Origin of the sequence: Hymenobacter puniceus, from assembly GCF_014333525.1 — a bacterium.
Classification (GTDB): domain Bacteria; phylum Bacteroidota; class Bacteroidia; order Cytophagales; family Hymenobacteraceae; genus Hymenobacter.
The window spans coordinates 498361-515871 of record NZ_JACSCX010000001.1 but is presented as its reverse complement, the minus strand read 5'-3'; the positions used below and the strand labels follow the sequence as shown (position 1 = coordinate 515871).

Genomic DNA, 17511 nt, shown 5'->3' with positions numbered 1-17511 from the left:
GAAGGCTCTAACGCGTCAACAAAAACGCCCGACCATTTGGCCGGGCGTTTTCAGTGAGGCAGTCAGCTAAGCACACAAGCTCAGCCTAACCGATGATTTACACCTGCGCTGTCGAAAGCTTCGGAGCGTCGGTGCCGTCGTTGATGGTCGTGGTCAGGCCAGTGCCCCGTTCGCGGGCTTCTTTGCGGCCGTAAGTGTCCAGGATGATAGGCGTGGCAATGAACAGAGACGAGTAGGTTCCGAAGAAAATACCTACCAGCATCGTAAACGAGAACGAGCGCAGCGTTTCACCGCCAAAGATGTACAGCACCACCACTACCAAAAACAGGGTCGTGAACGTAATCATGGTGCGCGAGAAGGTGCTGTTCAAGGCCGGATTCACTACCTGCGCAAACGTGAGTTTGGGGTTTTCGCGCAGATACTCCCGGATACGGTCATAAATAACCACCGTATCGTTCATCGAGAAGCCGATGATAGTAAGTACCCCCGCCACGAAAATCTGGTCCATCTCGTAGTTGAGGCCAAACAGACGGGCAATGGGGAAGGCCGCAATAACCAGCAGCGCATCGTGAAACAACGCTACTACGGCGGCCATCGAATACTGCCACTTCTCGAAGCGGAACAGCACGTAGATGAAAATGCCCAGCAACGTCAGGCCCAAGCTCAGCACCGAGGTGCGCTTGATGTCGTCGGCAATGGTGGCACCTACTTTCGACGAACTTACAATCTGCTTGTCGGCTACATTGTATTTCTGCAGACCTGTCAGCAGCGCGGCGCGCGTTTTTTGGTCGGCGGCCACGCTTTCATCGTTGGCTAAATAGCCAGTGGTAATACGCAGGCGGTTAGCGGCGCCAAAGGTTTTTACCTCGGTGCCAGCACCCTGGAAGGCTCTGGTAACTTCTTCGCGCACTTCCGACGCTACTTCAGGCTTAGTGAAGTCTACTACGTAAGCCCGGCCGCCGCGGAAATCCACACCTAAGTTGGGGCCACCTTGCACGGCCATCAGCACAAAGCCCAGCACGATGAAAGCTGTGGATGCAGCGTAGGCAATTTTGCGCTTGCCTACGATGTCGAAGTTCAGGTTCTGGAACAGCTTGCGCGACAGGAACGTCGAGAATGTCATGCGGCTCTTGTCTTTGCCTTTCACCAGCCACTCAATCAGGAGGCGCGACACGTACACCGCCGACAGGAACGAGGTGAAAACCCCAATGCCGAGTGTTACGGCAAAGTTCTGTACCGGGCCAGTTCCAAAGATGCCCAGGATAATAGCAATGATGAGCGTGGTAACGTTGGAGTCGAAAATGGCCGAGAAAGCGCGCGAATAACCTTTGTTGATGGCGTCGTGCAAGCTCAGGCCGTGGTCCAGCTCTTCCCGGATTCGTTCGAAAATCAGTACGTTGGCATCCACCGAGGAGGCAAACACCAGTATTAAGCCGGCAATACCGGGCAGCGTGAGGGCAAAGCCCAGATTTGCCAGAACGCCGATGATGAGGAAGCCGTTGAAGAGCAAGGCTGCATCAGCCACCAGGCCAGCGCGGCCATAATAGAGGGCCATGAAGGCCATGATAATGAGCAGGCCCGCTAACGACGAGTACATGCCCTGGTCGATGGCTTCTTTGCCCAGCGAGGGGCCTACAATGGCTTCTTCCACGATGCGGGTCGGTGCGGGCAGCTTGCCGGCCTTGAGCACATTGGCCAAGTCATTGGCTTCTTCAATCGAGAAATTACCCGAAATGCTGGTGTTGCCGCCGGCAATTTCCGACTGCACAACCGGGTCCGAGTACACGTAATCATCAAGCACAATTCCTACCTGGCGGCCAATATTGGCGCCGGTCAGCTTCTGCCATTTCTTGGCTCCGGCCGGGGTCATGCTCATGCTTACTTCAGCACCGCCACGCTGCGGATCTATATCACCACGGGCATCTGCTACTACGTCGCCTTCCAGCGGAGCCACAGTGCCGGGCTGCTTGCGAATGGCATTCAGCTTCAAGTACTCTTTGCCTTCAATGGTTTCTGGCTTCACGCTCCACAGGAACGTAAGATTGGGGGGCAGAATGGCGCGGGCCTCGTCGGAACGCAGGATGGTGTTCATGCGGGCCGTGTCCTGCACGTTCACGCCCAGCTGGCCGGGCACCGGCATCGTGAACAGGCGGGTCAGTACCGAGCCCTGCTGCGCAGCGGCGGCAGTATCGGTTTTGGCAGCTGAAGCAGTGTTTTTCTTGGCCAGCTGGCTTGCCAGCGACGTAGAGTCGCCAGCAACAACAGCGGCAGTGTCGGTGGCAGTAGCTACAGTAGCTGGCTTAGCAGTGGTAGCCGCTTTCTCTTTGGCAATCAGAACCTGGTCGAGTTGCTGCAAGAAAGGGCCGAACTCATCCTGGCGCCATACTTCCCAGAACTCCAGCTTGGCTTGGCCTTGCAGCAGTTTGCGCACACGGTCCGGGTTATCCACACCAGGCAGCTCTACCTGAATGCGGCCTGTGCCTTTCACACGCTGAATGCTGGGCTGGCTGGTGCCAAATTTGTCGATGCGAGTACGCAGGATGTTGAACGAGCGGTCAATGGCTTCCTCCACTTCCTTGTTGATGGCGCCGATAACCTTCTCGTTGGTCGAGTTGATGTCGATGCCACGGCTCTTGTTGGTGGTATTGGCGAAGATGCGGGCCAGGTTCTGGCCAGGGGCCACCGTCTGGTAAGCCTGAGCGAAGAGCGTGGTAAAAGGAGTCGAAGGATTCGCCTTCTGAGCTTCCTGCGCCTGTATCATGGCCTGGTTGAACTTGGCGTCCTTGGAGTTGCCGCTCATGGCGCGCACAATTTCCACCGGCGACACTTCCAGCGTCACGTGCATGCCACCTTTCAAGTCGAGGCCGAGGCCCAGCTCCGACGAGCGCACGTCACGGTAGGTGTAGTCAACGCCGAGCAAGCTGATAACAGGGGCGCGCCACACCGAGTCGAGGTAGCGCTGGCGCAGTTTCTGGTTAACCTGGCCGCTTTTGGTGGCATACACCACGGCGTCGTTCTGCACCCGCCGCGAGATAAACGTGAAGGTCAGAAAGTAAATACACAGCGCCGACACAATGATGGTCAGCGCAATGATGAGTCCTTTATTACGCATGTTTGATTGATTGATGTACTGCTTCTGGAAAAGCTGATGTGCCCGGAGTTTGCTGTTGCTACAGGTTGCTGTAGTGCTTGGCTGCTGCCAAAAAGCAAGGTGGGGAAGCCGGGCACCGTACTTCGTCCGCATCAGCTCCGGACAAATCGATGCACCCGCACCGCAACCTGTCAGCAGCCCCGCTAGGGAGCCTGCGGCGAAAGGGCCGCCACCAAAAGGCGCGCACGGAATACAGCTGCCGGCCGGATGCCCGCCAGCGGGCGGGGCACGGCCAGGGCCTGGCGTACGGCCGGCAGCCAGCTCTGAGTAGCGGGCCAGGGCAGCCACGCGGCCAGTACAGGCGCGGTGTGCAGCACCATCGGGCCGGTAGCTTCCAACGTCACTTTCTGCTTCACCACCGACACGCGCAGCGGCAGCCCGACGCGCGTGGTGTTGCCGGCCGGCACCCGGAAGGTGGCTACGGCCTGGTGGTTCAACGACAGCACAAACAGCACAGTGGCTGTGAGCAGCGCAAAACGCACGCGGGGCAAAAAGTGAGCGAAAAAGAGGAGCATGAAAAACCTAAGAGCTACAAATATAGCCAAACCGGCCGGGCGAGGCAACGGCCGCCAGTTAAAACGGAGTGGCACTCCGTTTCCGTTGCTGCACCATGAGGCGCGGTTTTGGAAACAGAGTGCCACTCCGTATTCATAAGGCCGTTGCTTTTATCGGAAACGGAGGGTAAATCCGTTTTACTGGGCAGCCGCTTTGCTTTTCAAAAACGACACCAGCACTTCCAGGCCCCGGTCGAAGTGCCGATTGTTTGGAATGACGATGTCGGCGTCCTGCTTGAAGGGCTTGATGTATTTCTCGTAGGTGGGCGCCACGTGGTTGGTATAGCGGTAGAGTACGTCCTCTAGGTCGTAGCCCCGCTCGTCCCGGTCGCGCACAATGCGGCGCTGCAGCTTCACATGCTCGCGGGCATCGATGTACACTTTCAGATCCAGCAGCTTGGCCACTTCTTCGAAATAAAACACGAAGATGCCTTCCACTACTACAATAGGCGCGGGCTTGAACACCAGTTCCTGCGGCACCACGCCCGGGTTGTTGAATGTGTACTCGGGCCGGCGCACCTCCAGGCCCTGGCTGATACGCAGCACGTCGGCAGCATAGGCGGCCGAGTCGATGCTGGAAGGCAGGTCGAAGTTGGTGACGCCCTGCGCATCCACCGATTGGTTTTCACGCGGGTGGTAATAGTTGTCCTGCGAAATCAGGCAAATATCTTCTTCGGGAAACGAAGCCAGCAGCCGGCGCAGGAAGGTGGTTTTGCCGGAGGCACTGCCGCCCGTGATACCGACGATGAAAGGATGTTGCATGGTGTGGGAAAACGGCCCGTACTGGTAGGGCCAACCCTGCAAAAGTAAGTAATTAGGTGATGAGGTGAAGTGAGAAGTGACAAGTAAATGGTGACAAGCGGCAGATGCCAGTGCAGAGTATACGGCAACAAGTAGCGCTTCTGCTTACCTGTTACTTGTCACCTGTCTCCTTTTTCAAAAATGCCACAAGGCCCGCCACGGCCCGCGCCCGATGGCTGATCTGGTTTTTCTCGGTGGTAGTCATTTCCGCAAACGTGCGCCCGTCGCCTTCGGTGGGCCGGAACACCGGATCATACCCAAAACCGCCTGTGCCACTGAGCTCCTCGGTAATGAGGCCTTGCACGGCGCCGGCAAACTCGTGCACCACACCGCCGGGCAACACCAGCGCCACCACCGTCCGGAACTGAGCCGAGCGGTCAGCGTGGCCGCGCAGCTCCGCGAGCAGCTTCTGCACATTGTCGGCGGCTAGGCGCTGGGGGCCGGCGTAGCGCGCTGAGTACACGCCGGGCGCGCCGCCCAGCGCCGTTACTTCCAGGCCCGTATCGTCGGCAAAACAGGCTATACCGTAGTGCTCCCACACATATTCGGCTTTTTGGCGAGCGTTGCCGGCCAGTGTATCCTGCGTTTCGGGCAACTCTTCCTGGCAGCCGATGTCAGCCAGGCTCTGCAGCTCCATACCTGCGGGCAGCAGCGGCCGGATTTCATCTAGCTTATGGGCATTATTGGAAGCAAAGCAAAGGCGCATTGTGGGTTGGGTAATGAAATGAAGAAACAGCCGGGAAAGACGTCACTCCGAGCGAAGACGAAGCCGAGGAATCTTGCTTGTGGTAAAACAATGGCACCACACATCAGCATGCAAGATTCCTCGGCTCCGACTTCGCTCGGAATGAAGTTCTTATATACCTCTACTCTCTACCGAAACATCGACTTGATGCTGCCCCAGGAGCGCTGCACGGCACTGGGCGTCTGGCCGAGAGTGCTGGTGTAATACTGGTCACCGGTGGTGGTGCGCACCGTCAGGCGGTAGATGAACGGCCCGCCACCCTGCGTGCCGCGGTAGACGTCGGTATCAAGGTATTGGTAGCGGCCCTGGCTGGTAGGAGCAAGGGTAGTGAGGCGGTTGAAGCCGGGGTCGGAGTTGGTTTTGCGGTAGAGCTCGTAGCTCTGTACGCCGCTTTCACTGGCTACTTCCCACGTTACGCGCACATTGTCATTTTCGAACGCCGCCTGAAAAAGCGTAATAGTGGCTCCCAGGGCCAGAGTAGTGCACAGGAGCAAAAGCAGCACCAACGGCCGCGTAGCTTTGTGGGGGAGCATGGCAGAGAGTATACGGTAGGCGGATAGGCAGTAACAGACGGCAAGGCTTCAAAAATAAACAAATTCCGATAGCTCAGGCGGTCTGAAGTCGGAATTACAGAAAAGAGCCACAGAAGCTTTTGAAAGTTGCGTGTAACATGTACTTTTGCAGTCCCTTCCGCAAAATCGGCAGGCAACCAGGCACAAACGGTATTCCGACATGAAAAAAGACATCCACCCCGAGTACCGCGAAGTGGTATTCCAGGACAGCTCCAGCGGTTTCAAATTCGTTACCCGCTCGACGATGAACTCCAACGAGACCATCACGATGGAAGACGGTAAGACGTATCCGGTCGTGAAAGTGGAAGTTAGCTCGGAGTCGCACCCCTTCTACACCGGCAAAAACGTTCTGCTCGACACGGCTGGCCGCGTAGAGAAGTTCATGACCCGCTACAAGAAGAAGTAGTTTTTCAGAGTGCTTGGTGCTTGTTGCCTAGTGCTTCGTACGACTGAGATTTATAAAACTCCTGCTGGCTCGCCTGGCAGGAGTTTTTGCTTTTCTGCCCACCTTTGCAGTCCATTGTCGGCGCTGGTTTCGGCCGGCTAGCCTTACTCATTTCGTGCCCAGACTCCCGGGTACGCAATGCCGGACCCTAGGCCCCAATCACTACGCCCTACGCCCTACTACTATGCACGTTCTGCTCTTCGACGACCCGGCCATCCGGCCCCATCTGCTGCCTTTCACGTTCACGCGCCCGGTGGCGGCCCTGCGCTGCGGCATCCTGACGCTGGCCGAAAAGTGGCAGCACCGGCTGGGTGGGCAGCCCGTAGGCTACCTCACCGAGTCGCATCTGCAGGCCAAGTACCCGGCTGGTGCCACGGCGGGCCCGGCCTTAGTCATCAACGGTGCCATATGCCCCGATGACGTGCTGGTGCAGCAGGTGCAGGCCCTGGCCGCCGGCGAGGCGCTGTTTTGCGACAAAACCTTGGTAGCGGCCCACCTCGCCGATGCCACGCAGGTAGCCGAGCTGATTCAGGACGGCTTCCAGAAAACCCGCGATGTGGTGGAGCCTGTCACCATCATCCGGGAAGTGTGGCACCTGTTTCTGCGCAACGGCGCCGAAATCCGCCGCGACTTCGATCTGCTGACAAAAGGCCGCGAGTCGGCGCCCATCGGCGACGCCCATACCATCGTGTACGCGCCAGAAAACGTGTTTATCGAGCCCGGCGTGAAGATTCGTGCCGCCATTCTCAACGCCGAAAACGGCCCAATCTATCTCGGCAAAAACTCGCAGGTGCACGAAGGCGCCATTATCAGCGGGCCGCTGGCGCTTTGTGAGGGCAGCCACATCAATGCCGGCGCCAAAATGCGCGGCGACAACACCGTGGGCCCGTTCAGCAAAGTCGGCGGCGAAGTCGGCAACAGCATCCTGCTCGGCTACAGCAACAAAGGCCACGACGGCTACCTCGGCAACTCGGTAATTGGCGAGTGGTGCAACCTGGGCGCCGACACTAACACCAGCAACCTCAAGAATAACTACGCGCCCGTCAAAATCTGGAGTCATTCGGTAGGCCGCTTCGTGAACACCGGCCAGACCTTCTGCGGCCTGATGATGGGCGACCACAGCAAATGCGGCATCAACACCATGTTCAACACCGGCACGGTGGTGGGCGTGGGCGCCAACATCTTTGGGGCTGGTTTCCCACGCACCTTCATTCCCAGCTTCAGCTGGGGCGGCGCCGCCGGCTTCGAAACCTTCCGGCTGCCCAAGGTGGCTGAGGTTGCGGAGCGCGTAATGGCCCGCCGCAGTTTGGCCTACAACCAGGTAGAGCAGGATATTATGCGCCACGTGTATGAGCAAACTGTGAAAGACCGGGTGTGGGAGCGGACCGCTCCAGCCGCTCCGACTGCTGGTACGGAGCTGTAGCTTCACTGAAAATAAGCCCAACTGCATAACTGATGGGTATTGAGTGGCTTAAATAAGCTGATGCAAATTTCTGACGACCACAGGCAAACATTTTTGCTGGCGGCCAATCAGTTGATCGAAGAACATGCTGTACAGTATGCTGACGATTTACTTGAAGGTCGGATAGTTGAGGTGTCGTACCCTCCGAACGGCGGGTTAAATGCAGCAGAAGCAGAAGCCATCAAGCAGCTTAGTGGCAATCCGGTTTTGCATACGGCGGTGCGCAAAATTCTTGCTGGCTGTGCTGCTGACGTAGTTTTTGATCTGCTGAATCTGATAGATGGCACCACCGAGCCAATGTATGGCAACTGGCGTGGTGTGAAGCTGGTTGACGCTCCCGATTCAAACGACCAGGAGTTTCTCCACGATGGATTTTTGGACGCCTACTGGGACTGGCGCAAGCTCAGAGATGCCACCGATTGGCATCTGGATTTATTACCCGAATAGCCCATGCGTTTCTCCGACATTCCCGGCCAGCAACAGGTCAAGCAGCTGCTCGTGCAAAGCGTGCAGCGCAACCACGTGGCGCACGCTCAGCTGTTTCGCGGGGCCGAAGGCTCGGCGGCACTGCCGTTGGCGCTGGCCTTCGCGGCTTTTCTGAACTGCGAGAGCCGCACGCCCGACGCCTCAGATTCCTGCGGCAACTGCCCGAGCTGCCAGAAAATCGACAAGCTCATCCATCCCGACCTGAACTTTATCGTGCCCGTCACGACCACCAAGGCCGTAGCCAAAGACGCTACCAGTAGCAAGTTCATGGCCGACTGGCGCACCTTCGTGCTCGACAGCCCCTACCAAGGCCTCAACGACTGGATGCAGCATATTGGGGCCGAAAACAAGCAGGGCAGCATTTCCAAGGAGGAAAGCCTGCAGCTGCTGCGGCTGGTGAGTCTCAAAGCGTTTGAGGCGCAGTACAAACTGGTGGTTATCTGGCAGCCCGAGCTGATGCACCCGGCCGCCGCCAACGCCGTGCTCAAGTTGCTGGAAGAGCCGCCCGCGGCCACCGTGTTTTTGCTGGTCAGCCACGCCCCCGAGCAACTGCTGCCTACCATCATCAGCCGGGTGCAGCCCGTGGTAGTGCGCCCACTCGCCGAGCAGGACCTAACCAACTGGCTACGCGACGAGCACCAGGTGCCCGAAGTGAAAGCCCGACAGCTGGCCCAGCTTGCAGAAGGCAACCCCGGCGCCGCCCTGGCCGCCCACCACGCCGCCGCCACCGACCACGACTACTTTGCGCTGTTCGCAGGCTGGATGCGCACCTGCTTCAGCAACAAGGTGAGCGAGATGCTGGAGCGGAGCGACGAGTTTCAGAAGCTGGGCCGCGAGAACCAGAAGGAGTTTCTGCAGTACGCCCTCACACTGCTGCGTAAGGTGCTGCTGTTCGGCCTCGACCCGCAGCTGGTGCCGCACTTGTCCGCGCAGGAGCAGCCGTTTGTGCAGGGCTTCAGCCGCTTCGTCACGCCGCAAAACGCCGACCCGATTACCCGCGAGCTGAATGAAGCGCACTACCACATCGAGCGTAACGCCAACCCCCGCATGGTATTCGTGGACGCCTCGTTGCGCATGGCTACGCTATTGAAAATGGCTGCCTAATGTCAATAGAGACAGAAAATACAGTTTGCTAAAATGCTATAGCTGCCGCTAAAATGGCTATAGTTAGCCGCGAAAACTAACGGCGGCGTACCTTTGCTGCAGCCGTTGATAGGCACTGCTACGCCAGGCGCCGTTGTGAAGCAGCCGCGTACCGCAAGCTTCCATTTTTAATTTTTAATTCAGAATTTTTAATTGAAAAAATCCATCCGCATCGGCACCCGCGGTAGCAAGCTGGCGTTGTGGCAGGCCCACCACGTGGCGGCTTGCCTGGAGCAAGCTGGTTTGGCCTCCGAAATTGTCATCATCACCACGAAAGGCGACGTGGTGCTGGACCGCTCCCTGGATAAAATCGGGGCAAAGGGCGTGTTCACGGAAGAGCTGGAAGTAGGCTTGCGCACCGGCCACATCGACATTGCCGTGCACAGCGCCAAAGACGTGCAAAGCTCCATTCCCGATGATCTGGAACTGTTGGCTTTCATGGAACGTGAGCAGGTGAATGATGTAGTGGTAAGTTTTCAGGCCGACCTCGATCTGCAGAAGCCAGACCTCGTGCTGGGCACCAGCAGTACCCGCCGTAAGGCCATGCTACGCCGGTTTCTGCCCAATGCCAGCACCGCCGAAGCCCGCGGTAACCTCCAGACTCGCCTGCGTAAGCTCGAAGAAGGCCAATACGATGCACTGGTGCTAGCCTACGCCGGCGTGCACCGTATGGAGTACGACCACCTGATCCGGCACGTACTACCCGAGACGCAGTTTGTGCCCGCCACCGGGCAGGGCAGCGTAGCCATTGAGTGCGCCCGGACACTGGATCCAGCTCTTAAATCTGAGCTGCACCGCATCCTGGACCACCCGGCCACGCACGTTTGCTTGGCGGCGGAACGAGCCTTCCTGCGTACTATGGAAGGCGGCTGCAGCATTCCCAGCTTCGCGCTGGCCACGCTCAGCCCCGACGGTGCCGTGGTACACCTGCACGGCGGCCTCATCAGCCTCGATGGAGCCAAGCTACTGGAAGAAGCACAAACGGCCGCTGCCAGCGAGGCCGAAGCCCTCGGAATCCGAATTGCCGAAAGCGTGCTGGCATGCGGCGGCCAGCAGATTCTCGATGAAATCCGTCGTGAAAGAGACGTATAAACAAGGGAATTCCGACACCTTACTGCTCAACAAAAAGCCCCGCTTCTGCATAGAAGCGGGGCTTTTTGTTGAGCAATGTAGCCAGATAATTTACGCAGCCTCACGGCGGTCCCGGCCAAATAGCGCGTACAGAATCAGCGCAAAAATGGCGCCGCTGGTGTCGGCCAGCATGTCCTTCTGGGCATCCCAGATGTCGCCCTGGCTGCCGAGGAAAGCGGCGCCGGCGTCGCCACCGGCCACTTCGGCATACACCCACTCAACCAGCTCGTAGGCCATGGCCACGGTGCCGATAACACACAACGGAAACAGGTAGCTGATGGCGCGGCTGCGGATGGTGCCGTAGCGGTCCGTCAGCTCGATGATGGCGTAGGCGTAGAATCCCACCGAAAAGTGCGCCACCCGGTCGTACATGTTGCGCTTGAAGCCAAACAGGTTGTTGAACCAGTCAAACGGCACTTTCTCGAACGTATAGTGGCCGCCGATGGTGTGCATGAAGAGCAGCACGCTCATCAGGGCGTAAGCCAGGTTGGAGAAGCGCGTGCCCCGCACATATAGCACCGTCAGGGCCAATACAATCAGGAAAATTGGGACGTTTTCGGCCCACCACGTGCCGCGCTCGGCTGGATTGATGCCCAGCGCCACCAACTCAATCAGGTATACGGCCAGTAGCAATTTTGGAAACCAGTGGGGCGGCGGGGCAGCCAGGTCGGAGGTAGCGGTAGTCGGAGTAAAAGCAGTTGTCATAAAGAGAAAGTGAGCGAGAGACTGGCGCATCATACGCCAAACAGGGCGTTGGGTCGGATATCGGCAGAAAAATATATTCAGCGGCTGCGCTGCGTGTCCGGCATTGTCACACTAGGCAGCTCTGCCACAAACCCCTTACTTTCGCTGCGTCAACCCCGTATTTTCTTCGTTATGCGTTTCGTTTCCCGCTTTTCTGCTTTGCTTGGTGTGTTTTTGCTGGTGCTGGCTCCGGCCCTGTACGCGGCCAAATTCCCGAAGAGCAGCAAGAAAGACCAGCTCGTGACCATCAGTACCTCGTTCGGCGACATCAAGCTGGTGCTCTTCGATGCCACGCCCCAGCACAAAGCCAACTTCCTGAAGCTGGCCGAAAGCGGCTTCTACAACGGCACCACCTTTCACCGCATCATCTCCGACTTTATGGTGCAGGGCGGCGACCCCGGCACCAAAGACGCCGACCCCAGCAACGATGGCCAGGGCGCACCCAATGAGGGTACCATTCCGGCGGAAATCCGGCCGGAATTCACGCACAAATTTGGGGCACTGGCGGCCGCCCGGCAGGCTGATTTCGTGAACCCCACGCGGGCCAGCAGTGCCTCGCAGTTCTACCTCGTGCAAAACCACCGTGGCACGCCCCACCTCAATGGCCAGTACACTGTATACGGCCAGGTGGTGAGCGGCCTCGACGTCATCGACAAAATTGCGGCGCAGCCTAAAGACGCCCGCGACCGGCCCATCACCGACATCCGGATGACGATGAAAGTGGAAAAGCTGAAGAAAAAGAAAATCACGGAGCTCTACGGCTACACTTATTAAAGCGCGCTGCCGCGTTCTGTTCCACATTTTGCTGTCGGTAGTATGGGTGCTATGCGTATTCTCGTTACGGGTTCCAATGGGCTGTTGGGGCAAAAGTTGGTGCAGCTTTTAAGTGTTCAACCAGGCCTGACGCTCATTGCCACCGCTCGCAACTCAAATAGGCTGGCCGAACTATATCCGCAGGTGCGCTTTGTACCACTGGATGTTACGGATGCCGCGCAGGTAACGGCAGTACTGGCTCAGGAGCAGCCTACGCACCTCATCCACACGGCCGCCATGACCAACGTGGACGAGTGTGAACTGAACCGGGAAGCGTGCTGGCAGCAAAACGTCACGGCGGTTGAGCACTTGGTGGCCGCCTGCGAAAAACACCAGATCCATCTTACCCATCTTAGCACCGACTTTGTTTTCAGTGGCGAAGCCGGGCCGCTCTCTGAAGAGGCCGAGCCGGCGCCGGTGAACTACTACGGCGCCAGCAAGGTGGCCGCCGAACGGGTAGTGCAGGCCAGCCACACGCCGTGGGCCATCGTGCGCACGGTGCTCGTGTACGGGGTGGCGCACGATTACAGCCGCACCAACATCGTGCTTTGGGTGCGCGACTCCCTACAGGCCCGAAAGCCCATCAAGGTGGTGAATGACCAGTTCCGGACGCCTACGCTGGCCGAAGATCTGGCCCAGGCCTGCTGGCTGGTGGCGCAACATCACGCTACCGGTATCTACCACATCAGCAGCGACGAAATGCTGACGCCGTACCAGATGGCCTTGCGTGTTGCAGATTACTTTCAGCTCGACGCAGCATTGATTGAAAAAGTGGATGCCAGTAGCTTCTCGCAGCCAGCCAAGCGGCCACTGCGCACAGGCTTCATCATCGACAAGGCACGCCGCGAACTGAAGTATCAGCCTCATACCTTCGAGGAAGGCATTGCTGAAGTTGCACGCCAGACGCTTGTTGGCTGAAGTGATGCCAGAAAAGCGAAGAACCTCAATCGGGCTTCCAAACGCTGAAAAACGCAAAAACCCCGCGGGCAGAACCGGCGGGGTTTTTACACACCTATTGCAACATTGTTCACGGGTTGGAATGCTACCAGAGCATTGCCAGCCTGAATAATAATAACATCTATTCTATTGGTTGATAGCTATCAAATTGAGGCAAGATTGTTCCTACCAGGAGCCCACCGACCAGCACCGCAGTGCCAGCCCGAAGCGCCTGTTCTCCCGCGATATATGACACCATCTCTCCATCAATTGTCTGGAAACCCGCCAGCGTGGTAGCTGCGCGTTGGCAAGTAGCCATTTCCAGAAGCAAGGCGCGCAATGCATAGCCCTGCCTGCGTTTGAGAAGAAGTGAGGCCATGAGTAGCCAGTAGAACAGCCTGTAGAAATGCTGAAAGAACTATCTAGAACCCTTAGCACATTACAAAACTATAGCTAAGCTTAACCGGTGTAAAGGACAGTCGCCAGGTATTTGTGACTATGGGTTTTCGACGCATAGGTATGCCTGGAAGCATTTCAACAAATTGCAATTATATGTAGTGATGATGTATGTGTCTAGTCTACAGATGTTTGAAATTTGTTGTTGTGTGCGCTGAATAAGTAGGGTAGTGTTTAAATGGTGGTAATTGTGACATCACCAAGTGAAAGGACTCTGTTTTAATTATACTGGTCTTCACTGGCCGAAAGCACTTGACGTATGGCCAGCATTGTGAGCAGTAGTGCAAAGACAGGAAACACTATCAGCCACCAGCTGGCAGGTGATAAACGGCTGGCCGCCAATATTCTGCCCCAGCTTGGTAGTTCAGGTGGCAGGCCTATTCCTAGGAAAGACAGCGTGGTTTCGAGGCCAACAAGTGCAGCTACCGTTATTGGCAAAGAGGTGCGCAACACCCGCCAGCAGTTGGGTAGGATGTGCTGCAACAGCAACCTGCTGGTGGGCAGGCCCAATGCTCTTCCGGCCTCCAGGTAAGGCAGCTGCTGAATTCGCCGGGTTTCAGCGCGCATCAGCCGGGCCGGGCCGGGCCACGAAACCAGCACCAGCAGGGCAATAACTGTAGTGGTATTGGGCTCTGTAGCAGCTGCTGCTACTAGCACTAATACCAGGCGTGGCAATGCCGCCAACGCCACAATCCCCATTGAAACAAAGGTGTCTACAGGTATTGCCACGGTCTGCTGCAGCGCCCGTCCGCGTGCCAGCAAGGCCGCACCTGCTACACTGGCCGAAAGTAGCATGGGCCACCATATAGCCGCTAGGCTGGCAGCCGGCGCTCCTATGGTTAGGTAGAGCAGCGCTGCACCGCTACTAGTCAGCAACGTAAAACGCGGAACCCGCAAGCCGGTGTCACCCCAGAAGCCGGCGGCTCCTCCCACCAGCATCCCTAGCGCAGTGGCCAGCAAAGTGGCAGGCACACTCACAAGCAGTGTCGTGCGGGCTCCATAGATCAGGCCGCCAAGCACGTCATGGCCTTGCGAGTCGGTGCCAAGCAGGTGGCCGTTGGTCAGGGGGGACGCGTCGGTGCGCAACAAGTCCGGAAACACAGGCAAAGGCAGAAAGTCAGCGAAAGAAGCTGCTGCAACAAGTAGTGCCAGCCAACACCAGCTTAAACGCCGGTTCCACCAACGCAGTGAGTTCCGTGGCTGAGTCACGCAGTGGTTCTTAAACGTGGATCAAGCTGGTACTGCAGCGCATCCGCAAGCCACAGCGACAGTTGGCGCACAAGCAGCAGCAGCAGTACGCCGCCCAGCAAAACCGGATAATCGCGGGTAGTGGCTGCTTCGGCTAGCAGTCGGCCTATACCAGGAAGCGCAAAAATAAGCTCCACTACTATTGAGCCAGCCAGTAAATTGGGCAATAGTTCTGCCAGAAGCGTGGTACCAGGCAAAGCCGCATTGCGCAGGGCATGCCGCCACAAGACCTGCCACCTCGACGAGCCTTTAGCGCGGGCAGCCAGTGTATACTCCTGTTGCATTTCGTGGCGCAGCGCGGCTGCCAGCTGCACTGCCGGCTCTGCAACCCCAGTAAGTACCAGGCTGGCTACCGGCAATATCAGGTAGCTTAAATAGGCCAAAGAACTGCCTGTTTCAAAGTCGTCGGCGAGGCCGTAAACAGGAAAAAGCGGCAGGAAATCTGGGCTAGCCAGCAGCAATAGCAGCAGCAGTGCCACGGTGAACAGGGGCAGGGTATCCAAGGCAAACAGTATTGCTAGCAATGGCCCTGGCTGCCGCACCTGCGCCAGCGCAATTCCCAGTGCTCCGCCCAGCAACACCAACAGCAGCAGCGCCACCAGCGCGAGTGGCACCGTATGGCGTAGTGCCTGTGCCAGCAGCTGTACTACAGGCTCCTGAGTTCGGTAAGAGCCACCCAGATTTCCTTGGCCGAGCTGCATCAGCCATTGATGATATTGATTGTCGCAGCCTTCCCACTGCCAGCGCCAGCTTAAGCCCTGAGCTGGCTGCACAGCTCTTGGTGAAATATAGAATAGCGGGCTGTCGAGGCCGAGGCGGTGGCGGGCCTGCTGTTGTGCGGCCTGCATCTGCTTGGGGCTAGGCATTGCGCCCGCAGGAACACCCCCGAAGCGAGCTAATAGTTCTTGTTCATCGGGCAGCGTACGGGTCAGCAGAAACAGGAGCGTCAGGATACTCCACGTTGTCAGCAGCAGCTTGCCCAGCCGGATACCCAAACGCAAAACCATGCCCTATCGAACCTGAGAAGTAGCTAGCTGCAGATGGAGGGCATCGTAGCCGGGCCGCACGCTAGTGGCCTGCACTGGACGCAGTCGGCGGGAGGCAATCAGGCGGTTGCGCGAAAAGTACAGCACAGTTAAGGGAGATTCCTGCTGAAGCAGCCGCTGAAAACGGCGTACCAACTGGCTGCGGGTGGCTGGCTGATTGGCGGCATTTATTGCTTCAATCAGCTGGTCGGCGGCAGGAGAGCTGAACCGTGTGAAATTGAACAGCCCAATGCCCTGCGAATGCAGAATGGGCATGAAATTGTAGCTAAACGGATTGCCTGATATCGTTCGGATAAACATATCGACGGTACCGGCAGCCAACTGCTGCTGCAGCAAACCAGCTTCTGTAGGACGCAGCCGCACGGCAATGCCCAGCTTTGTGGCCGCTTCCCGAAACTGCAGGGCCACTAGCTCGTGGTCGGCTGCTTCGTTCCGGTAGCTTACGCTAAGCGCCAAAGGACCCTTCCCGCTTTTCCACCACGTTCCATCGGGCTTTTTTTGCCAGCCAGCCTGCTGCAACAGGTTGGCCGCCTGCTCCGGCGAAAACTGGAGCACCGTCAGACTATCATTGAAGGCGTGCTTATCTCGGGGCGAAATGAGGCTAGGACTACGGTACGCCAGCCCAGGCTGAGTGGCCTGAATCAGGCGAGGAACATCGAACAGCAGCGCCAGCGCACGACGCGTAAGGGCGTCAGCCAGAAAAATATGTTCTGTATTAAACCCTGCCATTGTCGCCTCGTAGGTGTCGGCTTTGGCAAAGGTGAGACGGCTGCTATCAGCTGAATTTTTTAGCTGCGTAAATACCCGGGCCGAAGGCATTGGGTACAGATCCAGGCTGCCTCGGCGCAAAGCCAACGTAGCCGTTGCATCATCCGGAATGATGCGGTATTCTAGTTGATTAGCCTGCGCCTGCAGCCAGTATTCCGGTTTAGCAAGATGGTCGGCCCACCAGCCGGCTTTGCGCTCTAGTCGCAGATATTGGTTGGGTTGCCAGGCAACTACTTTATAAGGTCCACAGCCAGGAAGTCGATTCGGCTGCCGCCCCACCTGCGCACGCTGGTAGCGAGCCGCAAACGCACGGATAACCGGATACCGGCGGACTGCGGCGGCTGTATCGGCCCGCAGCAAAGCGAATGGCACAGCCCGCAGTTGCTTGGCTGGGTCCAGCGAATATTCCGGCAGAATAGCGTAGTCGCCGGAGGCCCGCACCATATCCAGGGAAGCGCTGGCGCGCACCAGCGTAAATCGGCGCGGATCCGCCGCATCCAGCTCCACATCCAAAATATCGTTGTACTGAGTACGGGAGAATTCGGTAGGTAAGCCGGGGCAGTTAAGCACACGAAGCGTAAATGCCACATCCTGGGCCAGCACTGGCATGCCATTATCCCACTTAGCTTCCGGCCGAAGGCGATAATGCAGCAAAGTTAAGGGCCCTCGCCGCCGGACACGTGGCAGCGAATCGGCCAGCCAAGGTATTATCTGCTGTTTGTCTGGTTCACCCATCAGCAGACTGCAGTGCAGGAGATTAAGCACTTCTGTAGCCTGTGGCGTAGCAGTCACCAGGGGGTCCAGTGAACGAGGGTCGGTGGACCAGCGGATGCGAATGGCTGCCGACTGCTTGACCGGAGAGTTGCACGCGGCCAGTACGCAGCAGCCTGTAAGCAGTAGCAATACCCCGGAAAGTATAGACTTCATATGTGCGCAGCAGGCAGTGTTTCCTGGCAGGCAAGGTAGCCAGGAAATTTATGGCGACGTGCTACTGCAACATACTTACAGGG

General features: G+C 57.7%; 17 protein-coding genes. 7 read left to right on the top strand and 10 right to left on the bottom strand.

Going from position 1 to position 17511, the window contains the following annotated elements; translation table 11 throughout:
- Positions 1-97: 97 nt before the first annotated feature.
- From secDF to H8B14_RS02095, 5 genes are all read right to left on the bottom strand, one after another.
- The gene (gene secDF / locus H8B14_RS02115; RefSeq protein ID WP_187313975.1) at positions 98-3112 is read right to left on the bottom strand and encodes a protein translocase subunit SecDF; all 3015 of its coding nucleotides are present in this window, start codon (positions 3110-3112) and stop codon (positions 98-100) included.
- Positions 3113-3294: 182 nt separating this feature from the next.
- The gene (locus tag H8B14_RS02110) at positions 3295-3666 is read right to left on the bottom strand and encodes a hypothetical protein (protein WP_187313974.1); all 372 of its coding nucleotides are present in this window, start codon (positions 3664-3666) and stop codon (positions 3295-3297) included.
- A gap of 177 nt (positions 3667-3843) precedes the next feature.
- On the bottom strand, positions 3844-4467 hold the full coding sequence (locus tag H8B14_RS02105) for a uridine kinase family protein (protein ID WP_187313973.1): 624 nt from the start codon (positions 4465-4467) through the stop codon (positions 3844-3846).
- A 151-nt stretch (positions 4468-4618) separates the two neighbouring features.
- Positions 4619-5212 (bottom strand): RdgB/HAM1 family non-canonical purine NTP pyrophosphatase, encoded by a 594-nt coding sequence (gene rdgB, locus H8B14_RS02100; RefSeq protein WP_187313972.1) that lies wholly within the window; start codon positions 5210-5212, stop codon positions 4619-4621.
- Between the two features lie 167 nt (positions 5213-5379).
- Positions 5380-5784, bottom strand: a complete 405-nt coding sequence (locus tag H8B14_RS02095) for a hypothetical protein (protein WP_187313971.1) — start codon at positions 5782-5784, stop codon at positions 5380-5382.
- 199 nt (positions 5785-5983) lie between these two features.
- Between H8B14_RS02095 and H8B14_RS02090 the strand changes: the two genes are divergently transcribed.
- The 5 genes from H8B14_RS02090 (at position 5984) to hemC (ending at position 10451) form a co-directional block, all read left to right on the top strand.
- A complete protein-coding gene (locus tag H8B14_RS02090; RefSeq protein WP_044016244.1) occupies positions 5984-6229 on the top strand; it encodes a type B 50S ribosomal protein L31 in 246 nt (81 codons plus the stop codon).
- 223 nt (positions 6230-6452) lie between these two features.
- Entirely contained in the window at positions 6453-7691 is a 1239-nt protein-coding gene (locus H8B14_RS02085) for a GlmU family protein (RefSeq protein WP_187313970.1), read from the top strand.
- A 60-nt stretch (positions 7692-7751) separates the two neighbouring features.
- Entirely contained in the window at positions 7752-8177 is a 426-nt protein-coding gene (locus H8B14_RS02080) for a hypothetical protein (RefSeq protein ID WP_187313969.1), read from the top strand.
- Between the two features lie 3 nt (positions 8178-8180).
- The gene (locus H8B14_RS02075) at positions 8181-9320 is read left to right on the top strand and encodes a DNA polymerase III subunit (RefSeq protein ID WP_187313968.1); all 1140 of its coding nucleotides are present in this window, start codon (positions 8181-8183) and stop codon (positions 9318-9320) included.
- A 192-nt stretch (positions 9321-9512) separates the two neighbouring features.
- The gene (gene hemC / locus H8B14_RS02070; protein ID WP_187313967.1) at positions 9513-10451 is read left to right on the top strand and encodes a hydroxymethylbilane synthase; all 939 of its coding nucleotides are present in this window, start codon (positions 9513-9515) and stop codon (positions 10449-10451) included.
- A 90-nt stretch (positions 10452-10541) separates the two neighbouring features.
- Here hemC and H8B14_RS02065 read toward each other — a convergent pair whose 3' ends face one another.
- Positions 10542-11195, bottom strand: a complete 654-nt coding sequence (locus tag H8B14_RS02065) for a DUF2238 domain-containing protein (protein WP_187313966.1) — start codon at positions 11193-11195, stop codon at positions 10542-10544.
- A gap of 171 nt (positions 11196-11366) precedes the next feature.
- Here H8B14_RS02065 and H8B14_RS02060 point away from each other — a divergent pair, with 171 nt between their 5' ends.
- Complete coding sequence (locus H8B14_RS02060) at positions 11367-12008, top strand: peptidylprolyl isomerase (protein WP_187313965.1); 642 nt, start codon at positions 11367-11369, stop codon at positions 12006-12008.
- Positions 12009-12059: 51 nt separating this feature from the next.
- Positions 12060-12965, top strand: a complete 906-nt coding sequence (locus H8B14_RS02055; protein ID WP_187313964.1) for an SDR family oxidoreductase — start codon at positions 12060-12062, stop codon at positions 12963-12965.
- A gap of 160 nt (positions 12966-13125) precedes the next feature.
- On the opposite strand, the gene H8B14_RS02050 is transcribed toward H8B14_RS02055, so the two are convergent.
- From H8B14_RS02050 to H8B14_RS02035, 4 genes are all read right to left on the bottom strand, one after another.
- Complete coding sequence (locus H8B14_RS02050) at positions 13126-13362, bottom strand: hypothetical protein (protein WP_187313963.1); 237 nt, start codon at positions 13360-13362, stop codon at positions 13126-13128.
- Between the two features lie 296 nt (positions 13363-13658).
- A complete protein-coding gene (locus H8B14_RS02045) occupies positions 13659-14540 on the bottom strand; it encodes an ABC transporter permease (protein WP_187313962.1) in 882 nt (293 codons plus the stop codon).
- Between the two features lie 104 nt (positions 14541-14644).
- Complete coding sequence (locus tag H8B14_RS02040; RefSeq protein WP_187313961.1) at positions 14645-15694, bottom strand: ABC transporter permease subunit; 1050 nt, start codon at positions 15692-15694, stop codon at positions 14645-14647.
- A gap of 3 nt (positions 15695-15697) precedes the next feature.
- Positions 15698-17236 (bottom strand): ABC transporter substrate-binding protein, encoded by a 1539-nt coding sequence (locus H8B14_RS02035; protein WP_187313960.1) that lies wholly within the window; start codon positions 17234-17236, stop codon positions 15698-15700.
- Positions 17237-17511 lie beyond the last annotated feature (275 nt).

Excerpts from the sequence above, each read along its gene's own strand:
- H8B14_RS02085 (WP_187313970.1), top strand. The coding sequence starts at position 6,453 with ATGCACGTTCTGCTCTTCGACGACCCGGCCATCCGGCCCCATCTGCTG.
- H8B14_RS02095 (WP_187313971.1), bottom strand. The coding sequence starts at position 5,784 with ATGCTCCCCCACAAAGCTACGCGGCCGTTGGTGCTGCTTTTGCTCCTG.
- H8B14_RS02035 (WP_187313960.1), bottom strand. The coding sequence starts at position 17,236 with ATGGGTGAACCAGACAAACAGCAGATAATACCTTGGCTGGCCGATTCG.
- H8B14_RS02040 (WP_187313961.1), bottom strand. The coding sequence starts at position 15,694 with ATGGTTTTGCGTTTGGGTATCCGGCTGGGCAAGCTGCTGCTGACAACG.
- H8B14_RS02060 (WP_187313965.1), top strand. The coding sequence starts at position 11,367 with ATGCGTTTCGTTTCCCGCTTTTCTGCTTTGCTTGGTGTGTTTTTGCTG.
- H8B14_RS02080 (WP_187313969.1), top strand. The coding sequence starts at position 7,752 with ATGCAAATTTCTGACGACCACAGGCAAACATTTTTGCTGGCGGCCAAT.
- H8B14_RS02075 (WP_187313968.1), top strand. The coding sequence starts at position 8,181 with ATGCGTTTCTCCGACATTCCCGGCCAGCAACAGGTCAAGCAGCTGCTC.
- H8B14_RS02105 (WP_187313973.1), bottom strand. The coding sequence starts at position 4,467 with ATGCAACATCCTTTCATCGTCGGTATCACGGGCGGCAGTGCCTCCGGC.
- H8B14_RS02065 (WP_187313966.1), bottom strand. The coding sequence starts at position 11,195 with ATGACAACTGCTTTTACTCCGACTACCGCTACCTCCGACCTGGCTGCC.
- rdgB (WP_187313972.1), bottom strand. The coding sequence starts at position 5,212 with ATGCGCCTTTGCTTTGCTTCCAATAATGCCCATAAGCTAGATGAAATC.
- H8B14_RS02110 (WP_187313974.1), bottom strand. The coding sequence starts at position 3,666 with ATGCTCCTCTTTTTCGCTCACTTTTTGCCCCGCGTGCGTTTTGCGCTG.
- H8B14_RS02050 (WP_187313963.1), bottom strand. The coding sequence starts at position 13,362 with ATGGCCTCACTTCTTCTCAAACGCAGGCAGGGCTATGCATTGCGCGCC.
- H8B14_RS02090 (WP_044016244.1), top strand. The coding sequence starts at position 5,984 with ATGAAAAAAGACATCCACCCCGAGTACCGCGAAGTGGTATTCCAGGAC.
- H8B14_RS02055 (WP_187313964.1), top strand. The coding sequence starts at position 12,060 with ATGCGTATTCTCGTTACGGGTTCCAATGGGCTGTTGGGGCAAAAGTTG.
- secDF (WP_187313975.1), bottom strand. The coding sequence starts at position 3,112 with ATGCGTAATAAAGGACTCATCATTGCGCTGACCATCATTGTGTCGGCG.